Raw genomic sequence first — 19,951 nt, forward strand, 5'->3', positions numbered from 1 at the left:
CGATGGTGCCGTGACCGTTCTCAGCGCACGACTTCGCGGTGTGTGGTGTCGAGTCGGCGCGTCCAGCCCCGGCCGTCGAGGTGTTCGAGCAGGGGGATGACGACGCGTCGGGTCGTCCCCAGCGCCTGCCTCGCCTGACTTGTCGTGAAGGGCTGGTCGAGACCGGCGAGGATCCGCATCGCCTGCGCGGGGGTGCGCGGGGACACGATGATTCCGTCGCCGAGGCGCAGGATCCGACCTGCCTTCTCGGCGACCGCGAGCTCCCGCGCTCCGAGACCGAGTTCGCGCAGGTCATCGGCTTCCGGTGCGGCGAACGGGTCGGCTGCGAGTCGGCATTCGATCTCGGCGATCCCGGCTTCGGCGGCACCGAGACCTGCGGTATGCCCGGGCGGGCGGACCATTCCGTCGACGGCTTCGAGCCCGGCACGGGAGATGATCGCATCCAGCAGTGCCCGATTTGCGGTCCCCGTCCCTTCGGGCAGGGTCGGCTGATCGTTCGCTATCGACAGGGCATAGCGCCTGGTTTCGCCACCGTGTCTGCGGCTCGTGTCCGGGCTCCTGCGCAGCGCCTCGGCGACGGCCTTGACGGGGACTCCCGCGGCCATCGGTGTGGCGGCGAGTTCACGGCTGACCAGGGATTTCGCCTCCTCGACCCAGGCTGTCAGCGCCGGCGCGTGGACGATCCAGCCGCCCACACTCTCGACATCGGCGGGCAATCCATCGTCTTCGGGCACCTGCAGACCGAACCGAGTGAGGTCGGAACGTTCGACGGCTCCGCGGCGGGCCACCTCGACGAGGATATCGCCTGCGATGGGTCGTTCGGCGAGCTCTCGGCCGCGCCTGGCACCGTCGCCTCTCCGGGACAGTTCGGGCGGGTCGACGTCGAGGACGAGGAGGCCTGCGAAGACGTTGCGGCTGCCCGGGGCGCGCAGCACGATCCGGTCGCCGACCTGCAGGGGAAGCGGCCGGTCAAGGGTGAGTCGAGCGTGATCGGCATCGAAGTCCCGCAGCCTGGCGGGCACGGCGGCGGTGCCGATATGGGCCATGAGTTCGTGGATGCCGGAGTCGAGGGCCTCGCCCATGGAGCGGCGCACGTCGATCGTGTCGACGATCGGCCAGGCCCCGCTCGTGAGCAGAGCATCGCCGCGGTGGAGGTCGTCGGCGGGAACGTCGCGGAGGTTGACGGCCACGCGGGCCTGCGGGACCACCTCGGTGGTGGTGGAATTCCGGGACTGCAGGCCGCGCACGCCCACGGTCCGAGCGATGGCCTCTCCGCGCAGTTCGACACTGTCGCCCGTGGTCAGGGTGCCTGAGGTGAGGGTGCCGGTGATGACGGTGCCGGCTCCCTTGATGGTGAAGGCCCGGTCGACCCACAGTCGCACCCTCCCCGAGGTGGTCGGAGGCTCGGCTGAGGCCGTGACCTCGTCGAGGACGCTGATGAGTTCGGGCAGGCCCTCCCCGGTCGTCGCCGAGACCGTGACGATCGGCGCTGCTTCGAGTGGTGTTCCCCGCAGTTGAGCGCTGACCTGCGCTTGTGTGGTCTCGAGAGAGTCGGGGGCGAGGTCGGCCCGGGTGATGACGACGAGGCCGTGGGTGATGCCCAGCGCATTGATCGCGTCGCGATGGTCGCTCGATTGGGCTTGCCAGCCCTTGTCGGCGGCGATGACGAAGCAGGCGATGGGGGCGGGGCCGAGTCCGGCGAGCATGTTCGCAAGGAATTTCTCGTGTCCGGGAACGTCGACGAAGGCGAGTTCGCGTCCCGAGGGCAGGGTCGTCCAGGCGAAACCGAGGTCGATGGTCAGTCCGCGTTTCTTCTCCTCGGCCCAGCGGTCGGGTTCCATCCCGGTCAGGGCGCTCACCAGCGTCGACTTCCCGTGGTCGACGTGTCCGGCGGTGGCGATGACGAAAGTGTCAGGCATTGTCAGCACGGACTCGCTTGATGGCGGCAGCGATGCGGTTGTCTTCGCTATCGGGAACGCACCGGAGGTCGATGAGGCATCGTCCCTGGTGGACACGGGCGACGATCGCCGGTTCGCCGAGGCGCAGCGGCTCTGCGAAGGTTTCGGGCAGTTCGACTGCCCAGCCGGGCAGGGGCACGCCGGGAGCTCCCCCGCCGCCCACTCGTCCGTCGTGTTCGACGACCGTGGCACCGACCGCCTCGGCGAGTTCTTCGGTGCGTTCGCGCAGACGGTCCGGGTCGATGTGGAGGGCATCATTGATCGGGTTCGCTGCGTGGGTGATCGTGGCTTCGAGCGCGGCGAGGGTGAGTTTGTCGGTGCGCAGCGCTCTGGCCAAAGGGTGTTTGGCCAGTGTCTGGACTGCTTCGGCACGACCGAGGATGAGGCCGGCTTGCGGGCCACCGAGGAGCTTGTCTCCGGAGACGATGACGAGGTCGGCACCGGCGCGCAGGGCGGTGTCGATGTCGGGTTCGTCGGGCAGGGCCGGGTCGGGGGTGAAGAGTCCGGAGCCGAGGTCGACGATAAGCGGCAGGTCGTGCTCATCGGCGAGTCTGCGCAGGTCAGCGACCTCGACGGAGGAGGTGAATCCTTCGACGCGGAAGTTGCTCGTGTGGACCTTGAGCAGGCACGCCGTGTCATCGCTGATGGCGTCGACGTAGTCGGCCAGGTGGGTGCGGTTCGTCGTGCCGACTTCACGCAGCCTGGCGCCGGTGGTGGTCATGAGGTCGGTGAGGCGGAAGCCGGCGCCGATTTCGATGAGTTCGCCGCGGCTGATGATGATCTCGCCGGGATCGCCGGGGCAGGACCTCGCACGAGGCCTGCGGCCGCGCAGCGCAGTGACGGCCAGCAGCAGGGCGGCCGCTCCGTTGTTGACGACGAGGGCGTCCTCGGCTGCCGGGCAGGCCCGCAAGAGTGCGGCTTTCGCTCCGGTTCCCCGCTTGCTGCGTTTGCCGGTGCCGAGGTCCATTTCGACGTCGACGTAGCCGGCCGCCTCGGTGATGGCCTGAGTTGCCGCAGGTGAGAGCGGTGCTCGGCCGAGGTTCGTGTGGACGAGGATGCCGGTGGCGTTGAGCACCGGGGTCAGGGAGGAGGCCGAACGGGAAGCGAGCGAGGAGATAATGGTGGGGGCCACCTCGGCGACGGGGATCTCACCGGTTCGGGCCGCGGTCTGCACTTCGGAGATGATCGCTTTGATGGTCGCCTGGTTGAGGTTCTCACCTGCGGCGATGACCTCGGGAAGGGCGAGGAGGTGATCCGTGCGCGGAATGGATCGACGCGGGTCGGGATCGACCATGGGGCGGCCTCCTCGGTGCAGGGTCACGGCGGCGCCGCTGGGTCGGCGGGACCGCAGAACGGTTGGCGGAGGCGGACGGGAATCGAACCCGCCAGACCGAGATACTCGGTCTCACTGGTTTTGAAGACCAGGGCGCCCACCAGGACACGGACGCCTCCATCGGTCATCCTATCGCGGGTGTGGGCGAGTGCTCACAGCTGAGCGCGGAGCAGGTCGCTCTTCTCGAGGTGCACGCCCATCGGACCTGGTGACGGTCTCGTCATGTGAGTGTTAGTCTCCGAGTATGACTGCGATTCAGGACCGTCTGACCTCGTTTGCCCACGGTGGAGGATGCGCCTGCAAGATCCCGCCGGGCGAGCTCGAGGATGCGGTGCGCGGGCTGGTCGGTCAGTCCGGTCCAGACGTCCTCGTCGGCCTCGATGACGGCGATGATGCCTCGGCGGTGCGGGTCCGTAACGATCTCGCGGTGCTCTCGACGGCGGACTTCTTCACTCCCGTCGTCGACGATGCCTACGACTGGGGTCGGATCGCCGCGGCCAACGCGCTCTCCGACATCTATGCGATGGGCGGGACTCCGGTCACGGCGATCAACCTCGTCGGGTGGCCGCGGGAGAAGCTGCCGATGGAGCTGCTCACCGAGGTTCTGCGCGGCGGGCTCGACGTTGCGGCACAGGCGAACTGCCCTGTCGCCGGCGGGCATTCGATCGACGATCCCGAACCGAAGTACGGCATGGCCGTGACCGGTGTGGCCCACCCGGATGAGCTCATGCGCAATGATTCCGCCGAGGCGGGGCTGCCCCTGACGTTGACGAAGCCGATCGGGGTGGGGATCCTCAACAATCGGCACAAGGTCACGGGGGATCGATTCGACGAGGCAATCGCCACGATGACCGCGCTCAATGCCGAAGCCTCACGCGCGGCCGTGGCGGCAGGCGTGCGGGCGGCTACGGATGTCACCGGTTTCGGTCTGCTCGGGCACTTGTTCAAGATGGTGCGGGCCTCCGGGGTCGGAGCGGTCATCGATGCGGCCGCAGTGCCCCGTCTCGACGGTGTCGATGAGTCTATCGCTGACGGGTACGTTTCGGGTGGGACCAGGAGAAACCTCGACTGGGTGCGGCCGCATCTGACTGCGGACGACGGCGTGACCGAGGACGACCTGCTGCTTCTGGCCGATGCGCAGACCTCGGGCGGCCTGCTCGTCGTCGGCGAGCTGCCCGGACACCCGGTCATCGGCGAGATCGTCGCCGGTTCGGGCGTGCACGTGCGGTGAGGCGCACTATCAGCGCGGGGTGACGTCCTCGTCCCGGAACTGGCGGAAACTGGCCATGAAGAACCAGAACAGGGCGCCATTCAGGAGACCCACCAGCAGCGCCTCCCACCATGAGAAGACATTGTTGCCCCAGCCGAGAAGGCTCATGGTGAAGTAGATCAGAGGGAAGAGCAACGCCATGCCGATGCCGGATCTGATGGCCCGACGGTCCTTGAGCAGCTTCTCCATAGACTTCTCACGCTACCTGAAGCGTCCCATTTCGCAAGTCTCTTTGCCTGTAAGCAATCGGCCCCGGTGGACTCCCAGAGAGGCGAAGAGACTGTGCAGCGCACCAGTGGACGCGATCGCCACGCCGATCAGCCGAATTCGACGAAACAGGCAAAATCCACGAACGTCTCCCACTGAGTCGCGCGCAGTTGAGACTATTGAGACTGGACAGCTGCAGCGATATCGGCAGGATCACCTCGCCACGGGCCTCCGTGACCCGGGAGGACCCACGAGGCGCTGACTCCTTTGAGTCTTCCCAGCGAAGCCTTTGCAGTGTCGGGGTCACTGGTGAAGGGTGCCGGCTGTGGCCCTTGAATTCCCGCGAGGACATGGCGAGTAGTGAGTGCGTCACCGACGAAGACCGCATCAACCGCGGGCACATGCACCGCTACGCTGCCTGGAGAGTGGCCGGGCACCGCGATGATCGCGGGGCTTCCGGGCAGATCGATCTCATCACCATCCGAAACTTCGCGAACTTGCTGCACTACCCGGCTTCGCAGCCCGTTCTTGCGCAACCCGTAGGTGAAGAAACCGAGCATCGGCCACAGCCGACCGGCCCTGAAGTGATCGAGGCCCATCGGGGTTTCCGGCTTCTCGCCCGAGCGCAGTCGTTCGGCGAAGCCGAAATGGTCGGTGTCTCCATGAGTGAGCACAAGTCCTCGGATATCGGACAGAGGACGTCCGATCGCTTCAAGCTCCCGAAGCAAGTCGCTCCAGTGACCGGGGAGACCGGCGTCGATGAGTGTGATGCCCTCCGGAAGACTGACGAGATAGCAGGCGACTATGTCATTGCCCAAACGGTGCAGGTGCGGAGCGAGCTTCATCTGACCATTCCGATCTCATGCTGCTTCTTCATGCTACATGGCCGTCGGCGATCTGTGTCGATGTATTTTTAAGGCTCTCGACCGAAGGGCGCCGACTATTCGACTGATCGGCAGACGAGAAAACCACTACCGCCCGGTGGTGATCGAGTCGTCGGTGATGCCGCGAGCCCGACGCTCTTCGAGGCGAGCGCGCTGCGGTTCAACGACGTGCCTGGGGTCCTTCGTCGATTCGATTCCGGCTTCCAACACGCCGAAACGCGTGTACGCCGAGGCGGCAGCGAGCGCCGTCCCGGAGACGACCGACACCGCCCGCAGCGCAGTTCGCATCTTCCAGCCGCCACCCAGCTTCTTCGCGAACACGCGCGCACCCACCTCGGCGACGGCGGTGCCGATGGCTCCGGCGATGAGCAGCTTCTCGGCGCGGTGGAGCTTGTGACCCGGTTCGCCGTCGTCCATCGGATCGACCTCGGCCGGGTGCATGCGCTTCCTCATCGCTGACATCGCATAGGCTTCACCGGCGGTCCCGGCGAGCGCGAGCAGCCTGGCCGGTCCGGTCTCGGCGACGGGCGCCAATGCCATCGCGGCACCTCCGGCAGCCATCGACGCCGAGGACACGAACACGTACGGCAGACCATTGCGACCAGCAGCGTTCCAGGTCGGAACGGCCGTCGCCCCCAGAAGCACGGCGGTATAGGCAGCCAGCGGTGTGGCAAAGAACGCGGACTCGATTGCGGCAGGAGTCTCCATCCCATGGAGCACCTTGCGCAGCGGGCCCAGGGGCAGCAGCTTCTCACCCGTGATTCGGTCGAGTTCGATCGCGAAGGTCACACCCGATCCGACGCCGAAGCCCGAGAGGATCCACGTGCCCAAGCTCATCGGCGACGACACTTTGACCACGCGCATCATGTTGAGGAACCGTTCGGGCCGGCCGAGGTCGGCCACGAGTGCGGCACCGCCGATGCCGGTCGCGGCGATCGCGGTCATCCGGGAGGCGATGCGCATGCCGGGCCGATCGGTCAGCTGCGCGCCGAATCCCAGCAGCGACGAACCTCCGGCCAGACCGCCGAGGAACAGGTACGTCCCGATCTCGTCGCCCCACGGTGGGGCCTTGACGATCGGTCGACCGTAATACGAGGTGAACTCGACGTCTTCGACCATCGGCATCTCACGGTTGCCGTCGGCTCCGCGGTTCTTCCATCCGCCGCCGCGACGGCCACCGGGTCCACCCCGGCGACCTTCAGGTCCGCCGGGACCGCCACGTCCGCCTCGGCGACGTTTTCTGCGTCCGCCTTCCGGCTCGGGTGGGCGGTAGGAATCGTATTCTGATGTGCTCATGAACGGCGGCTCCCGAGGAACGCGAGTCCGGCGGCGGCGACCATGCCCAGCGCCGCGATCCCGGCGTTGGCGTACATCTTCGGCAGGTCCTTCGTCGCGACCCGCGGGTCCGGGGGCAGGCCGTAGACCTCGGGTTCGTCGAGGAGGAGGAACACGGATCCGGTGCCGCCGACCCCGTCGTTCGGGTTCGCCCCGTACAGGCGCGCCTCGGTGAGTCCCTTCGCGTGGCGTTCGGCCACGCGTTCGTGAGCCTGGTCGACCATGTCCTGGCGGTCGCCGAACTTGATCGACTGAGTCGGGCAGGTCTGCGCGCAGGCTGGTTCCTGGCCCTCGACGAGGCGGTCGTAGCAGAGGGTGCACTTGTTCGCGGTGCCCGCGTTCGGCACATCCATGTCCGCGGCTTTGCGATCATCCCGGTCGGTGGGGGTATTGATCGTGCCGTCGTCGCGGCGTTCGATGACACCGAACGGACAGCCGGCCACACAGGTGCCGCAGCCGTTGCAGACATCGTTCTGGACGACGACGGTGTCGAATTCGGTGCGGAAGAGGGCCCCTGTAGGGCAGACGTCGAGGCAGCCGGCGTGAGTGCAGTGTTTGCACACGTCAGACGACATCAGCCAGCGGAAGTCCGCGGTGTCCGGGGGTGTCGTATCGACGCCGGTGAAGTCATCGGGGTCGCTCGGCTCCAGGGCACCCGGTGCCAGCAGGTCGACTCCCAGTTCAGGAGTCGTCGGCAGTCCGGCGGAGGTCCGGCCTTCCGCCGCCGCACCCAGGGCCCCATCCAGCGGCTGCGCGGCAGCGGTCTCATCGGTGCGCGGACGGATCGTGGGCATGCCGAGATTGACGAGCTTGCGCCCGGACTCCCGGGCCTTCTCGATGCGGTCGGAATCCTGTTCGATGAACGCGACGTGCCGCCACGTGTTCGCCCCGAGACTGCCCGTGTTGTCATACGAGGAACCGAGCAATTCGAAGGTGCCGTCCTGCGGGTTGCGGTTCCACTCCTTGCACGCGACCTCGCAGGCCTTGCAGCCGATGCAGATCGAGGTGTCGGTGAAGAATCCCTTACGGCCGTGCGCGGAATCGTGCCAGTGCCCGTCCGCGAGCGCGCCCCCATCGATCGTCGGTGTCGACATCAGTCCTCCTCCTCGTTCTCCTGCCGGTCCCGGGCCGCGCGGGCGCGAGCTTCGGCCTCGGCCACCTCGGTTTCGGCGATCGCACTGCCGTCGGCATGCCGTCCGTGGTCCGGGTCGCCGTCGCTGGGGTCCCCGTCGTCGGCGCGGTTCGACACCGCAGTCTCGGTGGGTTCGGCAGGTTCGGTGGGCTCGGCGGGTTCGGTCGCCTCGGTGGGTTCGATGGTGATCCTACCGCTGCGATCATCGGCACTGGCGACCGTCGCCGAGGCGTCGGTGTCGCCCTCGCCGGATCCCCTCGCCGAGGCGGTCGTGCCGTCACCGTCGGAGACTCCATCGCGTCCCCCATCCAGGGTCCTGCCCGGGGTGACGCCGACGGCCGAGTCGCCGCCTCGGTGAGCGTGCCCACCGGCGCTGCGGCCCTGCCCGGTGCCATGGGCGGCCGCGACATCCTCGCCAGACACCGTGACCTGCTGGTTTCCGGATTCCGGACTGAGCCCGGCCTCTCGTTGGTACTTCTCGACGAAGTCGACGAGTTCGGGCCCGCGGGGACGGCGGCCGGGCATGATCGTTCCGGCCACGTACTTGCTGTTCTGGATGTAGACGTTGGGGTCCATCGTCACTCCGAGCAGATCATTGGCGGAATCGCCCTCGACGACGGCTCCCTGACCGCCCACACCCCAGTGGTAGGGCAGGCCGATCTGGTGGACGGTCTTCCCCCCGATGGTCAGCGGGGTCATCCGCTTCGTCACGAGCACACGGGCCTCGATCGCCGCCCGCGGGGAGACCAGGGTGGCCCAGCCGTAGGGCTCGAGTCCCACCTCGGCGGCGAGTTCCGGTGAGATCTCGCAGAACATCTCCGGCTGCAGCTCCGAGAGGTACGGCAGCCACCGGGACATGCCTCCGGCGGTGTGGTGCTCGGTGAGCCGGTAGGTCGTGAACACATAGGGGAAGACCTCGGATCCGGGCACCCCGGCACCGGGCGCGGAGAGGTTGTCCTCTCGGCGCATGACCATCCGGGTCGGGCTGTTCTGCTGGGAGTACAGCGGGTTCGCGACCGTCGATTCCTGCGGTTCGTAGTGGGTGGGCATCGGCCCGTCGATCATGCCGCTGGGTGCGAACAGCCACCCCTTGCCGTCGGCCTGCATGATGAACGGATCGTCACCGTCGAGGTTCGCGGGTCCGCCATAGGCGGCATCCGATCGGGCGGCGGGTGCGCGGTCGATCGGGAAGTCGGGCACGTCCTTGCCGGTCCACTTCCCGGCCTCGTCGTCCCACCACACGAACTTCTTCCGCTCTGACCAGGGAGTGCCGTCCGGTGCGGCAGAGGCACGGTTGTACAGGATCCGGCGGTTCGCCGGCCAGGCCCACGCCCATTCGGCGGCGGTCTCGTCCTGCTCGCTGCGTGGTTTGCGCCGAGCGGCCATGTTCTGGCCACCGGCATAGACACCGGCGTAGATCCAGCAGCCGCCGGCGGTGGTCCCGTCGTCGGTCATCTGGTTGAAGTTGTCCAAGGGCTCGCCGTCGCGGTCGCCGCCGATGAAGTAGCCGTTGATCTCCTTGACGACCGCCTCCGCGTCGACTTCACCCTCCTCGTCGACCGGGTAGTCCCAGGTCATGTCGAGCAGCGGCCGATCGCGGGGATCGTCGGAGTCCTTCAGCTTCTCGCGCACGGCTCGGCCGAGTTCGTAGAAGAAGTCGAGTTCGCTCTGTGCATCTCCCGGCGGATTGACGGCCTTGTGGCGCCACTGCACGAGACGCTGGGTCTGCGTGAACGTGCCGGCCTTCTCCGTGTGGTTGGCCGCGGGCAGGAAGAACATCTCGGTGTCGATGTCCTCGGTCTTCAGCTCCCCGGTCTCGATCTCGGGGCCGTCCTTCCACCAGGTGGCGGATTCGATGAGGCTGAAGTCGCGGACGACCATCCACTTCAGGTGGCTCATCGCCATCCGCTGCATGCGCCCGTTGGCCGATCCCACGGCCGGGTTCTGCCCGAGCAGGAAGTACCCGTCCACACCATCATTGAGCATGCGCACCTGCGTCTGGTAGGTGCCGTGGGCGCCGTTGATGCGCGGCAGATAGTCGAAGGCGAAGTCGTTGTCCTGCGTGGCCGCATCACCCCACCAGGCCTTGAGCAGGCTGGTGGCGTAGGCACGACCGTTGGCCCAGTAGCCCTTGTGGGTCTCCGGGGTGCCGACGGCGGCAACATAGTCGTCGAAGGTGTCGTGGACTGCGGCGCTGGGCATCGGCAGGTAGCCGGGCAGCAGATTGAACAGGGTCGGGATATCGGTCGATCCCTGGATCGTCGCGTGCCCGCGCAGCGCCATGATTCCGCCGCCTGGGCGACCCATGTTGCCCAGCAGCAGCTGGAGGATCGACGCGGTGCGGATGAATTGCGCGCCGAGGCTGTGCTGGGTCCAGCCGACCGCGTAGGCGAAGCACGTGGTCCGTTCCCGGCCCGAGTTCTCGGTCACCGATTCGTAGAGGTAGTCGAAGTCTGCGGGTCTGATTCCGCAGTTCTCCTCGACCATCTCGGGCGTGTAGCGCGAATAGTGGCGGCGGAGGATCTGGAAGACCGACTTCGGGTTCTCCAGGCTGGGGTCCTTCAGCGGTGCACCGTGCTCATCCGTCTGATACGACCACGTCGAGTTCTCGTACGAGTTCGTGTCCGGGTCGAACCCGGAGAACAGTCCGTCGAGATCCTCGGTGTCGACATAGTCGTCGCTGATGAGGTTCGCGGCGTTGGTGTAGGCGCGCACGTACTCGTCGAAGTAGCGTCCCTCGGTCAGGGCACGGTTGATGAGCGCACCGAGCAGCACGATGTCGGAGCCGGCCCGGATGGGCACATGCTTATCGGCGATCGCGGTGGTGCGCGTGAAACGAGGATCGACGTGGATGATGCGGGCACCACGGGCCTTGGCCTCGGTCACCCATTGGAAGCCCACGGGGTGGCACTCGGCCATATTGGAACCCTGGATGATGATGCAGTCCGCATTCGCCATATCCTGGACGGGTTGTGTGGCGCCGCCGCGCCCGAACGAGGTTCCCAAACTGGGAACCGTGGCGGAGTGTCAAATGCGCGCCTGGTTCTCGATCTGTATCGCCCCGGTCGCGGTGTAGAGCTTCTTGGCGAGGTAGTTCTCCTCGTTGTCGATGGTCGCCCCGCCGAGGCTGGCGATGCCCATCGTCCGCCTCAGCGGGTGGCCTTTGTCGTCTACGTCTTCCCAGTGATTGCGGCGGGCTTCGATGAAGCGGTCGGCGATCATGTCGATCGCGGTCGACAGTTCGATCTTCGTCCAGTCCTTTGCCTTCGGGGCCCGGTAGAGGACGTCGGTGACACGACCGGGGGCGTTGACGAGCTGTTCGCTGGCTGCGCCCTTCGGGCACAGGCGACCGCGCGAGATCGGTGAGTCCGGGTCGCCTTCGATCTGTACGACCTTGTCGTCCTTGACGAAGATCTTCTGCCCGCAGCCGACAGCGCAGTACGGGCACACGGATTGGACGACCTTATCGGCCGTGACCGTGCGTGGGGTGGTGTCTCGGGTCTGCTGGGACACAACGGATTCACCGCGTCCCGTCTTGTCAGACGTGCGGAATTGCCGGAGTACCGGCCACTCGAGGAAGCTGAACCGAGCCATGGCACCACCTTAGCCCCTCAGCGGGCGGAAATGCACCAGGTGAGACCGGGTTTTCGGCCTCGTCCCAGGAGGTGGGAATCACCCGGTTCGCCGAGGCGGCTGCGCGGTCAGGATCGACCGCGCAGCCGCCTCGGCGCTGGGTGCCGTGTTCGGGTTCCTGAACTCGGAGGTCAGGTTGTGGAGCTTGGAGTTCAGGTCGTTCAGCTCAGACCCGACGGGCCAGGAGGATCGCGTCCTCGAGTTCGGCAGGTTCGCCGGACGGTGAGGTCACCTGACGGGTGCGGGTGTCGGCGAGTTCGATCTCCCACCGGTGCGGGCTGGCGCCGATGAGGAGGGCGAAGTCCCCGTTCGGGCTGACCAGCTCATGGTGGTGTTCCATGCCGTGCTCGAACTTCTCACTGTGTTCGGCGGCCCACGGCGGCATCGTCGCGTGGGAGACGAGCAGGAGGGCCCCGCCCGGTGCCACGTGCGCGGCGACCCGAGTGAGCAGTTCCTCTCGGGTGTCGGGCAGCCGGGTGTGGAGGAAGGATCCGGTGACGAGGTCGAAGCCGCCTCGGCGATCCGGGTCCTCCGGTTCCCAGGTGGAGACGTCGGCGACGGCGAATTCGGCGGAGGCTCCGCGGGATTCGGCGGCCCGGCGGGCACGGTCGATGGCCGTGGTCGACAGGTCGATGCCGGTGGCGTCCCAGCCGTTCTCGGCCATCCAGACGATGTCAGCGCCTTCACCGCAGCCGACGTCGAGGACGCGGCCGGGGGTCATCTCGGAGACGACGGCCACGAGGGCCTCGTTCGGGTTTCCGGACCAGATGGCGTCGTCGGCCTCGGCGTAGCGCTCTTCCCAGGCGGCCACGGAATCGGGCACGCCGGCGCCGTCTGCGCCGGTTCTGTCTGCGTGGGTGTGGTCGTTGCTGCTGGTCGCGGTCACTTGTCGACGCCCGGGTCGGCAGGGATCGAATCGGGGGCGGCACCGTCCGCGCCGTCGGTCTCTGCAGCAGCGGGGGCTTCCTGCTTGGCCAGTTCGGCACGGACTTCGTCCATGTCGAGTCCCTTGACGGCGGTGATGACCTGCTCGAGCTGCGGGGCGGCGAGCGCGCCGGGCTGGGCGAAGACGACGATGCCCTGGCGGAAGGCGACGAGGGTCGGGATCGAGGAGATCGCGAAGAGTCCGGCCAGCTGCTGCTGAGCTTCGGTGTCGATCTTTCCGAAGACGATGTCGGGGTTGGCCTCGGCGGCCTGTTCGAAGACCGGGGCGAACTGCTTGCAGGGGCCGCACCAATCGGCCCAGAAGTCGAGGAGGATGATCTCGTTGTCGTTGATGGTCGACTCGAAGTTGTCTTGCGTGATTTCGATCGTAGACATGTCGGCCAGTCTAGGAGCCGCAGATGAATATCGCCTGGACGGAGGGGGTTGACTCAGTCGAGGACGTCGGCGATCGTCGAGGTCACAGCGTCGAGCAATCCGTACAGGCGGTCGGGCCGGGTGAGGACCTGGCCGCTCTTGGCGCGGTCGATGATGGCCCCCATGACCATCTGCTGGTTGCCCATCCGTGAGATGTCGCTGCCATCGCCCACGGCGTGCCGTGTCCGGGCCAGGGCGAGGGCGTCGTCGCCGCCGATGGTCTGGTGGCCTGCGGGCAAGTCGAGGTTCGCCTTGGGGTCGGTGAGCGGTTCGTCGAGGTCGACGGTGATCCCGTCGAGTGCGTCGACGATCGCTGAGAATCCGTCGAAGTCGACGTTGATGAAGTGGTCGACGCGCACTCCGGTGAGCACCTCGGCGGCGGAGACCGAACAGGCGGGTCCGGCGTTGAGGGCCGAGTTGATCATTCCGTGTGTGGCCTCTGTGGCTCCGTGGCCGGTGTCGTCGCAGGCGGGAATGTCCATGATCGTGTCACGTGGGATCTGCACGGCGTCGATGCGGTCGCCATCGGCGGCGACGTGGGCGAGGATCATCGCATCGCTGCGAGCCCCTTCGGCGCTGCCGAATCCCTTCGCCGAGGCGGCCCCGGAGTTCGCTTCGGAATCCGAGCCCGAATCATCGGAGGCATCCTTTGCCGACTCGAGATCGCGAGTGTCGGATCCGATGATGAGGACGTTCGTCTCATCGGTGAGCTTCTCGGGGACGTCGCCGCCGTGGGCGCGCAGCGGTGAGGAGGCGATGTTCGCGCCGAGGTTGTGCACCGCCACCGCGATCGTCACGGGGGCGCCGATGATGAGGACCGCGGCCACGGCGACGAAGGTGCGCCGGCGCCGGTACTTCGCGGCGAGGCGTCGCTGTCGGCGGGGTCCTGGCGGCGGTGACGATTCTTCGTTGTCCACGGTTCGGGTGCTCCTGCGTCCGGGGTCACGACGGATTGCATACAAAACGGAATGTATACAATCCTAAACACTGGCGCGGTCGTGTGCATAAAACCGTGTGCCATCTCTCGATTGAAATAGATCGGCCGAAATCACCAACAGTGCGATCGCTCTGTTAAGCTGGAATCGTTCTCGTACAGAAATGTGCGGAGCAGATGGTGTCTGAAGAGCAGGTAGATTCGCTCGTCACCATGTGTTTGCCCGTCGGCGCGTGCCTGCCTTCCGCGCCCCTCATGATTTTTCCCAGTTCAGTCGTTTTTCGACTTCCGTCCAGCACCTTCGAGTGCATGATCGAAACCGAGTATCCCCACGATTTCGTCTGAGACAGAGACCTCACATCAGAGAACTCACCCTCACCTTCGATTCCGAGTCCTCGGTTCACCCACAAGTTTTCGTTGGATCTGCGTCTGAAGATCCAGTCCAGCCAGCGGGAAAGCCGGATCCAGCAATGGGTTCGACCATCACGATCGCAGCAGCGGTCATCAGTTAAAAAATAAGGATACAAAGATTATGGCAACAGGTACCGTGAAATGGTTCAACGCGGAAAAGGGTTTCGGATTCATCCAGCCTGACGACGGTTCGGCTGACGTGTTCACTCACTTCTCCGCGATCGAAGCCTCCGGCTACCGCGAGCTCACCGAGGGTCAGAACGTCGAGTTCGACTCGGAGATGGGCTCCAAGGGCCTGCAGGCGACTCGCGTCCGCGGCCTCTGAGACTCTTTGAGAGTCTCACCTAGAGACTTCTGAGATTCACCAGCGACCCTGCGTTCACCCACTTGGTGTGAACGCAGGGTCGCTGTCGTCTCCTCCCCAATTGCTACCTGACGGGGGCCCAGATACCTCGCGAGAGGTTGCTGGGCCGCCGTCAGGTAGCAATTAGTGGTGGGCTAGGAAAGTGCAGAAGTCCTCGACTCCGGTGAGGTCGATGTCGTTCCGCCGTCTGGTTTCCCACGCTTCGCGGGTCAGGCGCCAACGTTGGAGGAGGCCCGGCTCGCCTCGGCGGATGTCCCAGTCGACGCCGTTGCGCTCGTACCCCAAGGCTTCAGACACCTTGTTCGATCCGATGTTGTCGACGAACGCATCGGAACCGGCCTCACTAGCCCCGAGCCCTGCGAACGCAAGATGGAGCAGAGAACTGCGCATCTCCGTGCCGAGGCCGCGACCGCGCACATCCGTCGACAGCCAGGAGAATGACGCGAACGTCCCGCAGGAGTCGAATTTCTCCGCAATGAGGTCCTGCATCCCCACGGCCTCACCATCGACGAGGACGGCGAAGGCCAACCGGAAGTCAGAAGGAGAGAACCGCCCCCGACCACGCCACACGCTCTGGAGCCACCTGCTCACCCGCACGTCCGGGTCGGATTCGTAGAACGACATCGGATCGTCGTAGGGAGCGGGTTCCGCGAAGACCTTGCCGTCCCGCACAAGAGGGGCGAGCGCCGCAAGCATCTCATCGGCAGCACCGACGAGCTCGAGCCGGGGAGTCTTCACCCGGATCTGCAGGGGCGGGTAGCCGATCATGAAACCAACCTAGGCCAGCCGGACCGAATCCACAATGGTCCGTCGGCTCCGGGTAGCGTGGGGTTTGACTCCAGGATGCCGATAACAGGTGGTGGCCCATGACCGAACCCGATCGCCCGACCCCGACGACCATCGTCTTCGACCTCGGCAATGTGCTCATCGGCTGGGATCAGACAGGGCCTCTGGCCGATCGTATGAGTGCCGATGAATGGCATTCCTTCGCCGAGGCGGCCGACTTCCCCACGCTCAATACCGCGGCTGACTCCGGCGTTTCGATCACCGATATCGTCGCCCGAGCCGCCGAGGCGGACCCCCGCCACGGTAAGATCGTCGCCGGCTACTACGAGAACTTCGACAAATCCCTGACCGGTCCGATCGACGGCATGGCCGAGATCGTCGCAGATCTCAAGTCCGCCGGCGTCCGCCTGCTCGGGCTCTCGAACTGGTCGGCTGAGACCATCCACCATGCCCCCGTCGTCGCGCCTGCGATCAGCGAACTCGAAGACATCGTCGTCTCGGGAAAGGTCGGCCTCGTCAAACCCGATCCGGCAATCTTCGAACTGACCCGGGACCGATTCGACCTCGACCCGGCCCGGACTGTCTTCGTCGATGATCTGCCCGCCAACGTAGAGGCAGCACAACGCCTCGGCTTCATCGGTCATGTGTTCTCAGGAGCCGCCTCGCTGCGCACGGACCTGTCCGAACGAGGTCTGCTCGCTCAATAGGCTGCTCACCTCGAGCCGCTCGACCAACACCCCTGAACGGGCTCCTCACCCGCTGATACTGTGAAAAATGTCCGCGTCGTCACCGTCGGTGCGTCGAACGCTGGGCCGAAGTCGAATATCACCCCTGATCGCGCCGAGCTGCTGCTCAACGTCCGCACCTACGACACTGCGGTGCGCAAGAGAGTCATCGCGTCGATCGAGCGGATCGTCCGCGGCGAATACGAGGCCGCCGGGACGCCGAAGGAACCGACCTTCGAGTACTTCGACCAGTTCCCGCTGACGGTCACCAGTGAGGCGGTCAATGACACCATCACCGAGGCTCCCACCGAGTTCTTCGGCACCGAGGCGGTCCAGGAGGCGACACCTGCGACCGCGTCGGACCGCGGTCTCTCCTACGAGATCTTCCCGTGTGGTTCGGGCATTCGGTCTCGGTCATAGGTGATCGTCGTGTACCCGTGGGGAATCGGAGTGCCGTCCTCGTCGACACCGACGAATACGATCTTGTCGATGCTGAGGATGGATCTGCGAGTGATCATATTGCGCACCCGGGCCCTCATCGTCAGTGAGGTGCGTCCGAAATGCGTGGCGAGAAGCCCCATCTCGATGAGATCGCCTTCCCTCGCCGAAGCCTGGAAGTCGATCTCGGAGATCAGCTTCGTCACAACTCGATGGTTGCCGAGCTGAATGATCGCGTAGATCGCGGCCTCCTCGTCGATCCACCTCAGCAGGCTGCCGCCGAAGAGGGAGCCGTTGGCGTTGAGGTCTTCAGGCCGCACCCACTTGCGGGTATAGAAGTTCATCCCCTCCACATCGTGGCGGGCGGAGCTCTCTGTGGACTGTGCCGTCGCTGTCATGCGATCAGAGTAGCGAGGAGTTGTTTCGCCCTCGTTTCGTCCGTGTCACCGCTTTTCGACGTCATCCTTCATGGCGGTGAGGGTTTGCCGGATGTTCAATCGCTGGAAGTCCGCGAAGCTCCGGCCCCGTGTGACAATGTGGTCGAAGACCCAGGCCAGCCAGTCGGGCCAAGCGCGGCGATCGTCCGTCCACGACTCTGTCACTCGAGTCGCCTCGCCGAGGTCCTCGAACTCGTATGCCCAGCTCGCGTTCGGTCCTTCGATGCTGGGAGTTCGGGGCCCGATCCGGCGCACGGTGAAGGCGAACCGTTTGCCGGGCACAGACTCGGTGACGACGCATTCGGTCACCCACGTCGCCGGCCCGCGACGGTTCGTGCCTTCGAAGACGTCGCCTGTCTGCAGCGGACCTGCAGTCGTACGCGTGCTTGCGCCCGTGTTCTCCGGGCTCCATCGGGCCATCTGGGTCGGATCGGCGATCTGCGCCCAGAGCCCGGCGGCGTCGGCTTTGATCACCATACTGTCGCTGACCTGCATCGTTCGCGTCATCGTCGTCCCTTCTCATTGTGGTCGTGCACGCACCTGAAGCCGGCCGTGCACATGGCCCCATTCAAACACGGGTCCTGAGCTAGCCTGGGCACATGGCCGACTCCGCGACGAACGACGAGATCATCGCCTTCCGCCTCCGAGCTCATCACCTCGATGAGCGACTCAGCCACAACTCACTCCTTGACGCCGCGGGACCCTGCGGCATCCAGAACAGCCCACCGGGATCCGCGATGACTGCACTCCATGCGCGGGGCGCCGACCGCATCCGACGACAGCGAAGGCGACCGGACCAGATCTGAGCTTCTGCGCCGTTGACTGCTCTGCTATCAACCGTCGACTGAGCATGACGATCGCACCGTTCGGCACCGTCCCGACGACGGTGAAGAGCGCACTGACCGCTGAGGCAGAGGTGATCGGCGCACTGCGCGAGGCAGACGGCGTCGACATCGAATTCGCGTCAGACTGTGATCATTCGGCGAGTTCGCTGATCAGCAGACGTGCGAGGGCTCCGAGTCGGAATCGCTCGGGAATCACGGTTCTGATGCCCTGTTCATGCAGCGGCGCTGCGGTGACGTCGCCGACTGCTGCCGCGACCACTGATTCGTTGAATGCCGCGATCACGGCCGGCAGCAGTCCCTGCTCCTCGGCCGCGGTGAGAAAGGCTGTCGCCCCGGGTGCTGAGGTGAAGGCCACGGCGTCGCACCTGCGCTGCGCGACGAGGCCGACCGCGTCGACCACGGCGGCCGGATCGGGCGCCGGACCCCACCGGTAGATGACGAGGGCGCGGACGTCGGCGCCTGCCGCGACGAAGGCCTCATCGAGTCCGTCGGCGCCGGCACCGTGATGCTGCACGGCGATCCGCTGACCATCCACACCTTCGCCGAGGAGGACCTGCTGGATCTCTGCGCTCGTCTCGGATTCGGCGACCCAGTGAGCGCTCAGTCCGGCGGCCTGAATCGCCCCGCGTGCCTTGGGGCCGCGGGCGTAGATCCGAGCTCCGGCGAGCATCGCGTGCCAGTCCTCGCACAGACCCGCGGCTTCAGCCACGTCGCCCCAGCCGGTGAATCCGACGCCGGTCGTGACCACGACGATGTCCGGCCGGTCCTCGATGAGTTCACGGGTGCGTGCAACAAGCTCGGGATCATCGATGTGAGGGATGACGGACAGGGTCGGGGCGTGCACGATCGTGGCGCCGTGACGCTCGAGGGCGGAGGCGAGCTGCTCCGCGCGCCGCTGAGCGGTGAGCACGATGCGGCGTCCGGCCAGTTCGTCGCCTAAGTCAGTACGGGGCTGGTTCATGCTCACATCCTGGTCGCGCCGCCTCACCGGGGCAACTTCCGGCCTTCGAGAGCAGCCTGGTGGGCGAGCATCTCATCCTTGAGCCCCTGCACGACGACGGCGATCGCCGGTCGCCGCATCGAATCGGACCTGAGCACCATCCAGTAGGGCAGGCGCTCGGCCACCTCGTCGGGGAAGAGCCGAATGAGGTCGGGGTGCCGGTCGGCCATGAAACACGGGAGGAATCCGATGCCGGCTCCCGCCCGGGTCGCCTCGACGTGGACGAAGACATTCGTCGAGGTCAGTGCATCCTTCATCTCGGGAAACAGCCGCCTCGGCGCATCGAGGTCGTCGACCTGGAGCATGGAATCGACGAAATAGACGAGTCGATGGTCGCTGACGTCCTCCACCGAGGCGGGGGTGCCGGTGGACGCCAGATAGTCGCGTGAGGCATAGAGGCCGAGTTCGTAGTCACCGAGCCTGATCGCCTCCGCCCGGTGCACGCGCGGTTCCCCGACGACGACCTCGATGTCGAGACCGGACCGCTGCTGCAGGGCCTGTCGGGTGACGGTGACGATCTCGACACTCAGCCCGGGGTGCCGACGTCGCAGCTTCGCGACCGCCGGGGAGGCGACATAGGCGCTGAACCCATCCGTCGCGGTCATCCGCACCACTCCGGACACCGTCTCCGGGCCCTGTCCGGGACTCTCGAGTTCGGCGACCGCGGTCTCCATCTGTTCGGCCACCGCGACGGCTCGTTCCCCGAGGTCGGTCAGCTCCCATCCGTCGTCCGAGCGGGCCAGCACGCGTCCGCCCAAGGATTTCTCCAAGGCGACGATGCGGCGGGAGACCGTCGAATGGGTGAGCCCGAGATTGTGTGCCGCCGTCGTGAACTTCGCGGTGCGGGAGACGGTCAGCAGCACGAGCAGATCGTTGGGAGTGGTGTCCATGTCAGCCATA

Annotated in this window: 19 protein-coding genes, 1 tRNA gene and 1 pseudogene; 5 read left to right on the top strand and 16 right to left on the bottom strand. The window is 66.1% G+C overall.

Going from position 1 to position 19,951, the window contains the following annotated elements; all coding sequences use genetic code 11:
- Nucleotides 1-20: 20 nt before the first annotated feature.
- The 3 genes from selB to CXR29_RS16880 all read right to left on the bottom strand — a co-directional run bounded on the left by selB (nucleotide 21) and on the right by CXR29_RS16880 (nucleotide 3,410).
- Nucleotides 21-1,919, bottom strand: coding sequence for a selenocysteine-specific translation elongation factor (gene selB / locus CXR29_RS16870; RefSeq protein ID WP_127365172.1), 1,899 nt, complete (start codon nucleotides 1,917-1,919; stop codon nucleotides 21-23).
- Entirely contained in the window at nucleotides 1,912-3,252 is a 1,341-nt protein-coding gene (selA, locus tag CXR29_RS16875) for an L-seryl-tRNA(Sec) selenium transferase (RefSeq protein ID WP_127365173.1), read from the bottom strand. Before selA ends, selB begins: the two co-directional genes overlap by 8 nt.
- 63 nt (nucleotides 3,253-3,315) lie before the next feature.
- Nucleotides 3,316-3,410, bottom strand: a tRNA-Sec gene (locus CXR29_RS16880).
- 125 nt (nucleotides 3,411-3,535) lie between these two features.
- Here CXR29_RS16880 and selD point away from each other — a divergent pair.
- Nucleotides 3,536-4,522, top strand: coding sequence for a selenide, water dikinase SelD (gene selD / locus CXR29_RS16885; protein WP_127365174.1), 987 nt, complete (start codon nucleotides 3,536-3,538; stop codon nucleotides 4,520-4,522).
- A 9-nt stretch (nucleotides 4,523-4,531) separates the two neighbouring features.
- Here the strand turns inward: selD and CXR29_RS16890 are convergent, their stop codons facing one another.
- The 8 genes and pseudogenes from CXR29_RS16890 to CXR29_RS16930 all read right to left on the bottom strand — a co-directional run bounded on the left by CXR29_RS16890 (nucleotide 4,532) and on the right by CXR29_RS16930 (nucleotide 14,028).
- The gene (locus CXR29_RS16890; RefSeq protein WP_127365175.1) at nucleotides 4,532-4,750 is read right to left on the bottom strand and encodes a hypothetical protein; all 219 of its coding nucleotides are present in this window, start codon (nucleotides 4,748-4,750) and stop codon (nucleotides 4,532-4,534) included.
- A gap of 194 nt (nucleotides 4,751-4,944) precedes the next feature.
- Nucleotides 4,945-5,613 (bottom strand): MBL fold metallo-hydrolase, encoded by a 669-nt coding sequence (locus CXR29_RS16895; protein WP_127365176.1) that lies wholly within the window; start codon nucleotides 5,611-5,613, stop codon nucleotides 4,945-4,947.
- Between the two features lie 126 nt (nucleotides 5,614-5,739).
- Complete coding sequence (nrfD, locus tag CXR29_RS16900) at nucleotides 5,740-6,948, bottom strand: NrfD/PsrC family molybdoenzyme membrane anchor subunit (RefSeq protein WP_127365177.1); 1,209 nt, start codon at nucleotides 6,946-6,948, stop codon at nucleotides 5,740-5,742.
- Nucleotides 6,945-8,081: a 4Fe-4S dicluster domain-containing protein gene (locus tag CXR29_RS16905; RefSeq protein ID WP_127365178.1), complete on the bottom strand. Its 1,137-nt coding sequence runs from the start codon at nucleotides 8,079-8,081 to the stop codon at nucleotides 6,945-6,947. Before CXR29_RS16905 ends, nrfD begins: the two co-directional genes overlap by 4 nt.
- A 470-nt stretch (nucleotides 8,082-8,551) precedes the next feature.
- Nucleotides 8,552-11,713, bottom strand: a pseudogene (gene fdnG, locus CXR29_RS16910) (formate dehydrogenase-N subunit alpha); the annotation flags it as partial.
- Nucleotides 11,714-11,918: 205 nt separating this feature from the next.
- Nucleotides 11,919-12,638 carry a class I SAM-dependent methyltransferase gene (locus CXR29_RS16920; protein WP_127365181.1) on the bottom strand — a complete coding sequence of 240 codons (720 nt, stop codon included), beginning with the start codon at nucleotides 12,636-12,638 and terminating at the stop codon, nucleotides 11,919-11,921.
- A complete protein-coding gene (trxA, locus tag CXR29_RS16925; protein ID WP_127365182.1) occupies nucleotides 12,635-13,072 on the bottom strand; it encodes a thioredoxin in 438 nt (145 codons plus the stop codon). The genes CXR29_RS16920 and trxA overlap by 4 nt, the downstream gene beginning before the upstream one ends.
- Before the next feature lie 53 nt (nucleotides 13,073-13,125).
- Nucleotides 13,126-14,028 (bottom strand): LCP family protein, encoded by a 903-nt coding sequence (locus tag CXR29_RS16930; RefSeq protein ID WP_127365183.1) that lies wholly within the window; start codon nucleotides 14,026-14,028, stop codon nucleotides 13,126-13,128.
- A gap of 549 nt (nucleotides 14,029-14,577) precedes the next feature.
- On the opposite strand from CXR29_RS16930, the gene CXR29_RS16935 reads away from it, so the two are divergent.
- Nucleotides 14,578-14,781 (top strand): cold-shock protein, encoded by a 204-nt coding sequence (locus tag CXR29_RS16935; protein WP_062240453.1) that lies wholly within the window; start codon nucleotides 14,578-14,580, stop codon nucleotides 14,779-14,781.
- 162 nt (nucleotides 14,782-14,943) lie between these two features.
- Here CXR29_RS16935 and CXR29_RS16940 read toward each other — a convergent pair whose 3' ends face one another.
- Entirely contained in the window at nucleotides 14,944-15,588 is a 645-nt protein-coding gene (locus CXR29_RS16940; protein WP_127365184.1) for a GNAT family N-acetyltransferase, read from the bottom strand.
- A 98-nt stretch (nucleotides 15,589-15,686) separates the two neighbouring features.
- On the opposite strand from CXR29_RS16940, the gene CXR29_RS16945 reads away from it, so the two are divergent.
- Together CXR29_RS16945 and CXR29_RS16950 are read left to right on the top strand one after the other, a co-directional pair.
- Nucleotides 15,687-16,313 carry an HAD family hydrolase gene (locus CXR29_RS16945; protein ID WP_127365185.1) on the top strand — a complete coding sequence of 209 codons (627 nt, stop codon included), beginning with the start codon at nucleotides 15,687-15,689 and terminating at the stop codon, nucleotides 16,311-16,313.
- Between the two features lie 60 nt (nucleotides 16,314-16,373).
- Nucleotides 16,374-16,751 carry a peptidase dimerization domain-containing protein gene (locus CXR29_RS16950; protein WP_127365186.1) on the top strand — a complete coding sequence of 126 codons (378 nt, stop codon included), beginning with the start codon at nucleotides 16,374-16,376 and terminating at the stop codon, nucleotides 16,749-16,751.
- On the opposite strand, the gene CXR29_RS16955 is transcribed toward CXR29_RS16950, so the two are convergent.
- Nucleotides 16,706-17,113 (bottom strand): acyl-CoA thioesterase, encoded by a 408-nt coding sequence (locus CXR29_RS16955; protein WP_101554938.1) that lies wholly within the window; start codon nucleotides 17,111-17,113, stop codon nucleotides 16,706-16,708. The two genes, CXR29_RS16950 and CXR29_RS16955, sit on opposite strands and share 46 nt — an antisense overlap.
- Before the next feature lie 99 nt (nucleotides 17,114-17,212).
- Entirely contained in the window at nucleotides 17,213-17,713 is a 501-nt protein-coding gene (locus CXR29_RS16960) for an SRPBCC family protein (protein ID WP_127365187.1), read from the bottom strand.
- A 92-nt stretch (nucleotides 17,714-17,805) separates the two neighbouring features.
- Here CXR29_RS16960 and CXR29_RS16965 point away from each other — a divergent pair, with 92 nt between their 5' ends.
- Entirely contained in the window at nucleotides 17,806-18,012 is a 207-nt protein-coding gene (locus CXR29_RS16965) for a hypothetical protein (protein WP_127365188.1), read from the top strand.
- A gap of 169 nt (nucleotides 18,013-18,181) precedes the next feature.
- Here CXR29_RS16965 and CXR29_RS16970 read toward each other — a convergent pair whose 3' ends face one another.
- Entirely contained in the window at nucleotides 18,182-19,012 is an 831-nt protein-coding gene (locus CXR29_RS16970; protein ID WP_127365189.1) for a uroporphyrinogen-III synthase, read from the bottom strand.
- A 23-nt stretch (nucleotides 19,013-19,035) separates the two neighbouring features.
- Nucleotides 19,036-19,941: a LysR family transcriptional regulator gene (locus CXR29_RS16975; protein ID WP_127365190.1), complete on the bottom strand. Its 906-nt coding sequence runs from the start codon at nucleotides 19,939-19,941 to the stop codon at nucleotides 19,036-19,038.
- Nucleotides 19,942-19,951 lie beyond the last annotated feature (10 nt).

The sequence above is a fragment of the Brevibacterium linens genome, assembly GCF_003999335.1.
Taxonomy (GTDB): domain Bacteria; phylum Actinomycetota; class Actinomycetes; order Actinomycetales; family Brevibacteriaceae; genus Brevibacterium; species Brevibacterium linens.

What these genes read in the sequence shown, in the direction of transcription:
- CXR29_RS16935 (WP_062240453.1), top strand. Translation starts at nt 14,578, where the DNA reads ATGGCAACAGGTACCGTGAAATGGTTCAACGCGGAAAAGGGTTTCGGA.
- selB (WP_127365172.1), bottom strand. Translation starts at nt 1,919, where the DNA reads ATGCCTGACACTTTCGTCATCGCCACCGCCGGACACGTCGACCACGGG.
- selA (WP_127365173.1), bottom strand. Translation starts at nt 3,252, where the DNA reads ATGGTCGATCCCGACCCGCGTCGATCCATTCCGCGCACGGATCACCTC.
- CXR29_RS16960 (WP_127365187.1), bottom strand. Translation starts at nt 17,713, where the DNA reads ATGACGCGAACGATGCAGGTCAGCGACAGTATGGTGATCAAAGCCGAC.
- CXR29_RS16975 (WP_127365190.1), bottom strand. Translation starts at nt 19,941, where the DNA reads ATGGACACCACTCCCAACGATCTGCTCGTGCTGCTGACCGTCTCCCGC.
- CXR29_RS16940 (WP_127365184.1), bottom strand. Translation starts at nt 15,588, where the DNA reads ATGATCGGCTACCCGCCCCTGCAGATCCGGGTGAAGACTCCCCGGCTC.
- selD (WP_127365174.1), top strand. Translation starts at nt 3,536, where the DNA reads ATGACTGCGATTCAGGACCGTCTGACCTCGTTTGCCCACGGTGGAGGA.
- trxA (WP_127365182.1), bottom strand. Translation starts at nt 13,072, where the DNA reads ATGTCTACGATCGAAATCACGCAAGACAACTTCGAGTCGACCATCAAC.
- CXR29_RS16905 (WP_127365178.1), bottom strand. Translation starts at nt 8,081, where the DNA reads ATGTCGACACCGACGATCGATGGGGGCGCGCTCGCGGACGGGCACTGG.
- CXR29_RS16955 (WP_101554938.1), bottom strand. Translation starts at nt 17,113, where the DNA reads ATGAACTTCTATACCCGCAAGTGGGTGCGGCCTGAAGACCTCAACGCC.
- CXR29_RS16965 (WP_127365188.1), top strand. Translation starts at nt 17,806, where the DNA reads ATGGCCGACTCCGCGACGAACGACGAGATCATCGCCTTCCGCCTCCGA.
- CXR29_RS16970 (WP_127365189.1), bottom strand. Translation starts at nt 19,012, where the DNA reads ATGAACCAGCCCCGTACTGACTTAGGCGACGAACTGGCCGGACGCCGC.
- CXR29_RS16945 (WP_127365185.1), top strand. Translation starts at nt 15,687, where the DNA reads ATGACCGAACCCGATCGCCCGACCCCGACGACCATCGTCTTCGACCTC.
- CXR29_RS16895 (WP_127365176.1), bottom strand. Translation starts at nt 5,613, where the DNA reads ATGAAGCTCGCTCCGCACCTGCACCGTTTGGGCAATGACATAGTCGCC.
- CXR29_RS16890 (WP_127365175.1), bottom strand. Translation starts at nt 4,750, where the DNA reads ATGGAGAAGCTGCTCAAGGACCGTCGGGCCATCAGATCCGGCATCGGC.
- nrfD (WP_127365177.1), bottom strand. Translation starts at nt 6,948, where the DNA reads ATGAGCACATCAGAATACGATTCCTACCGCCCACCCGAGCCGGAAGGC.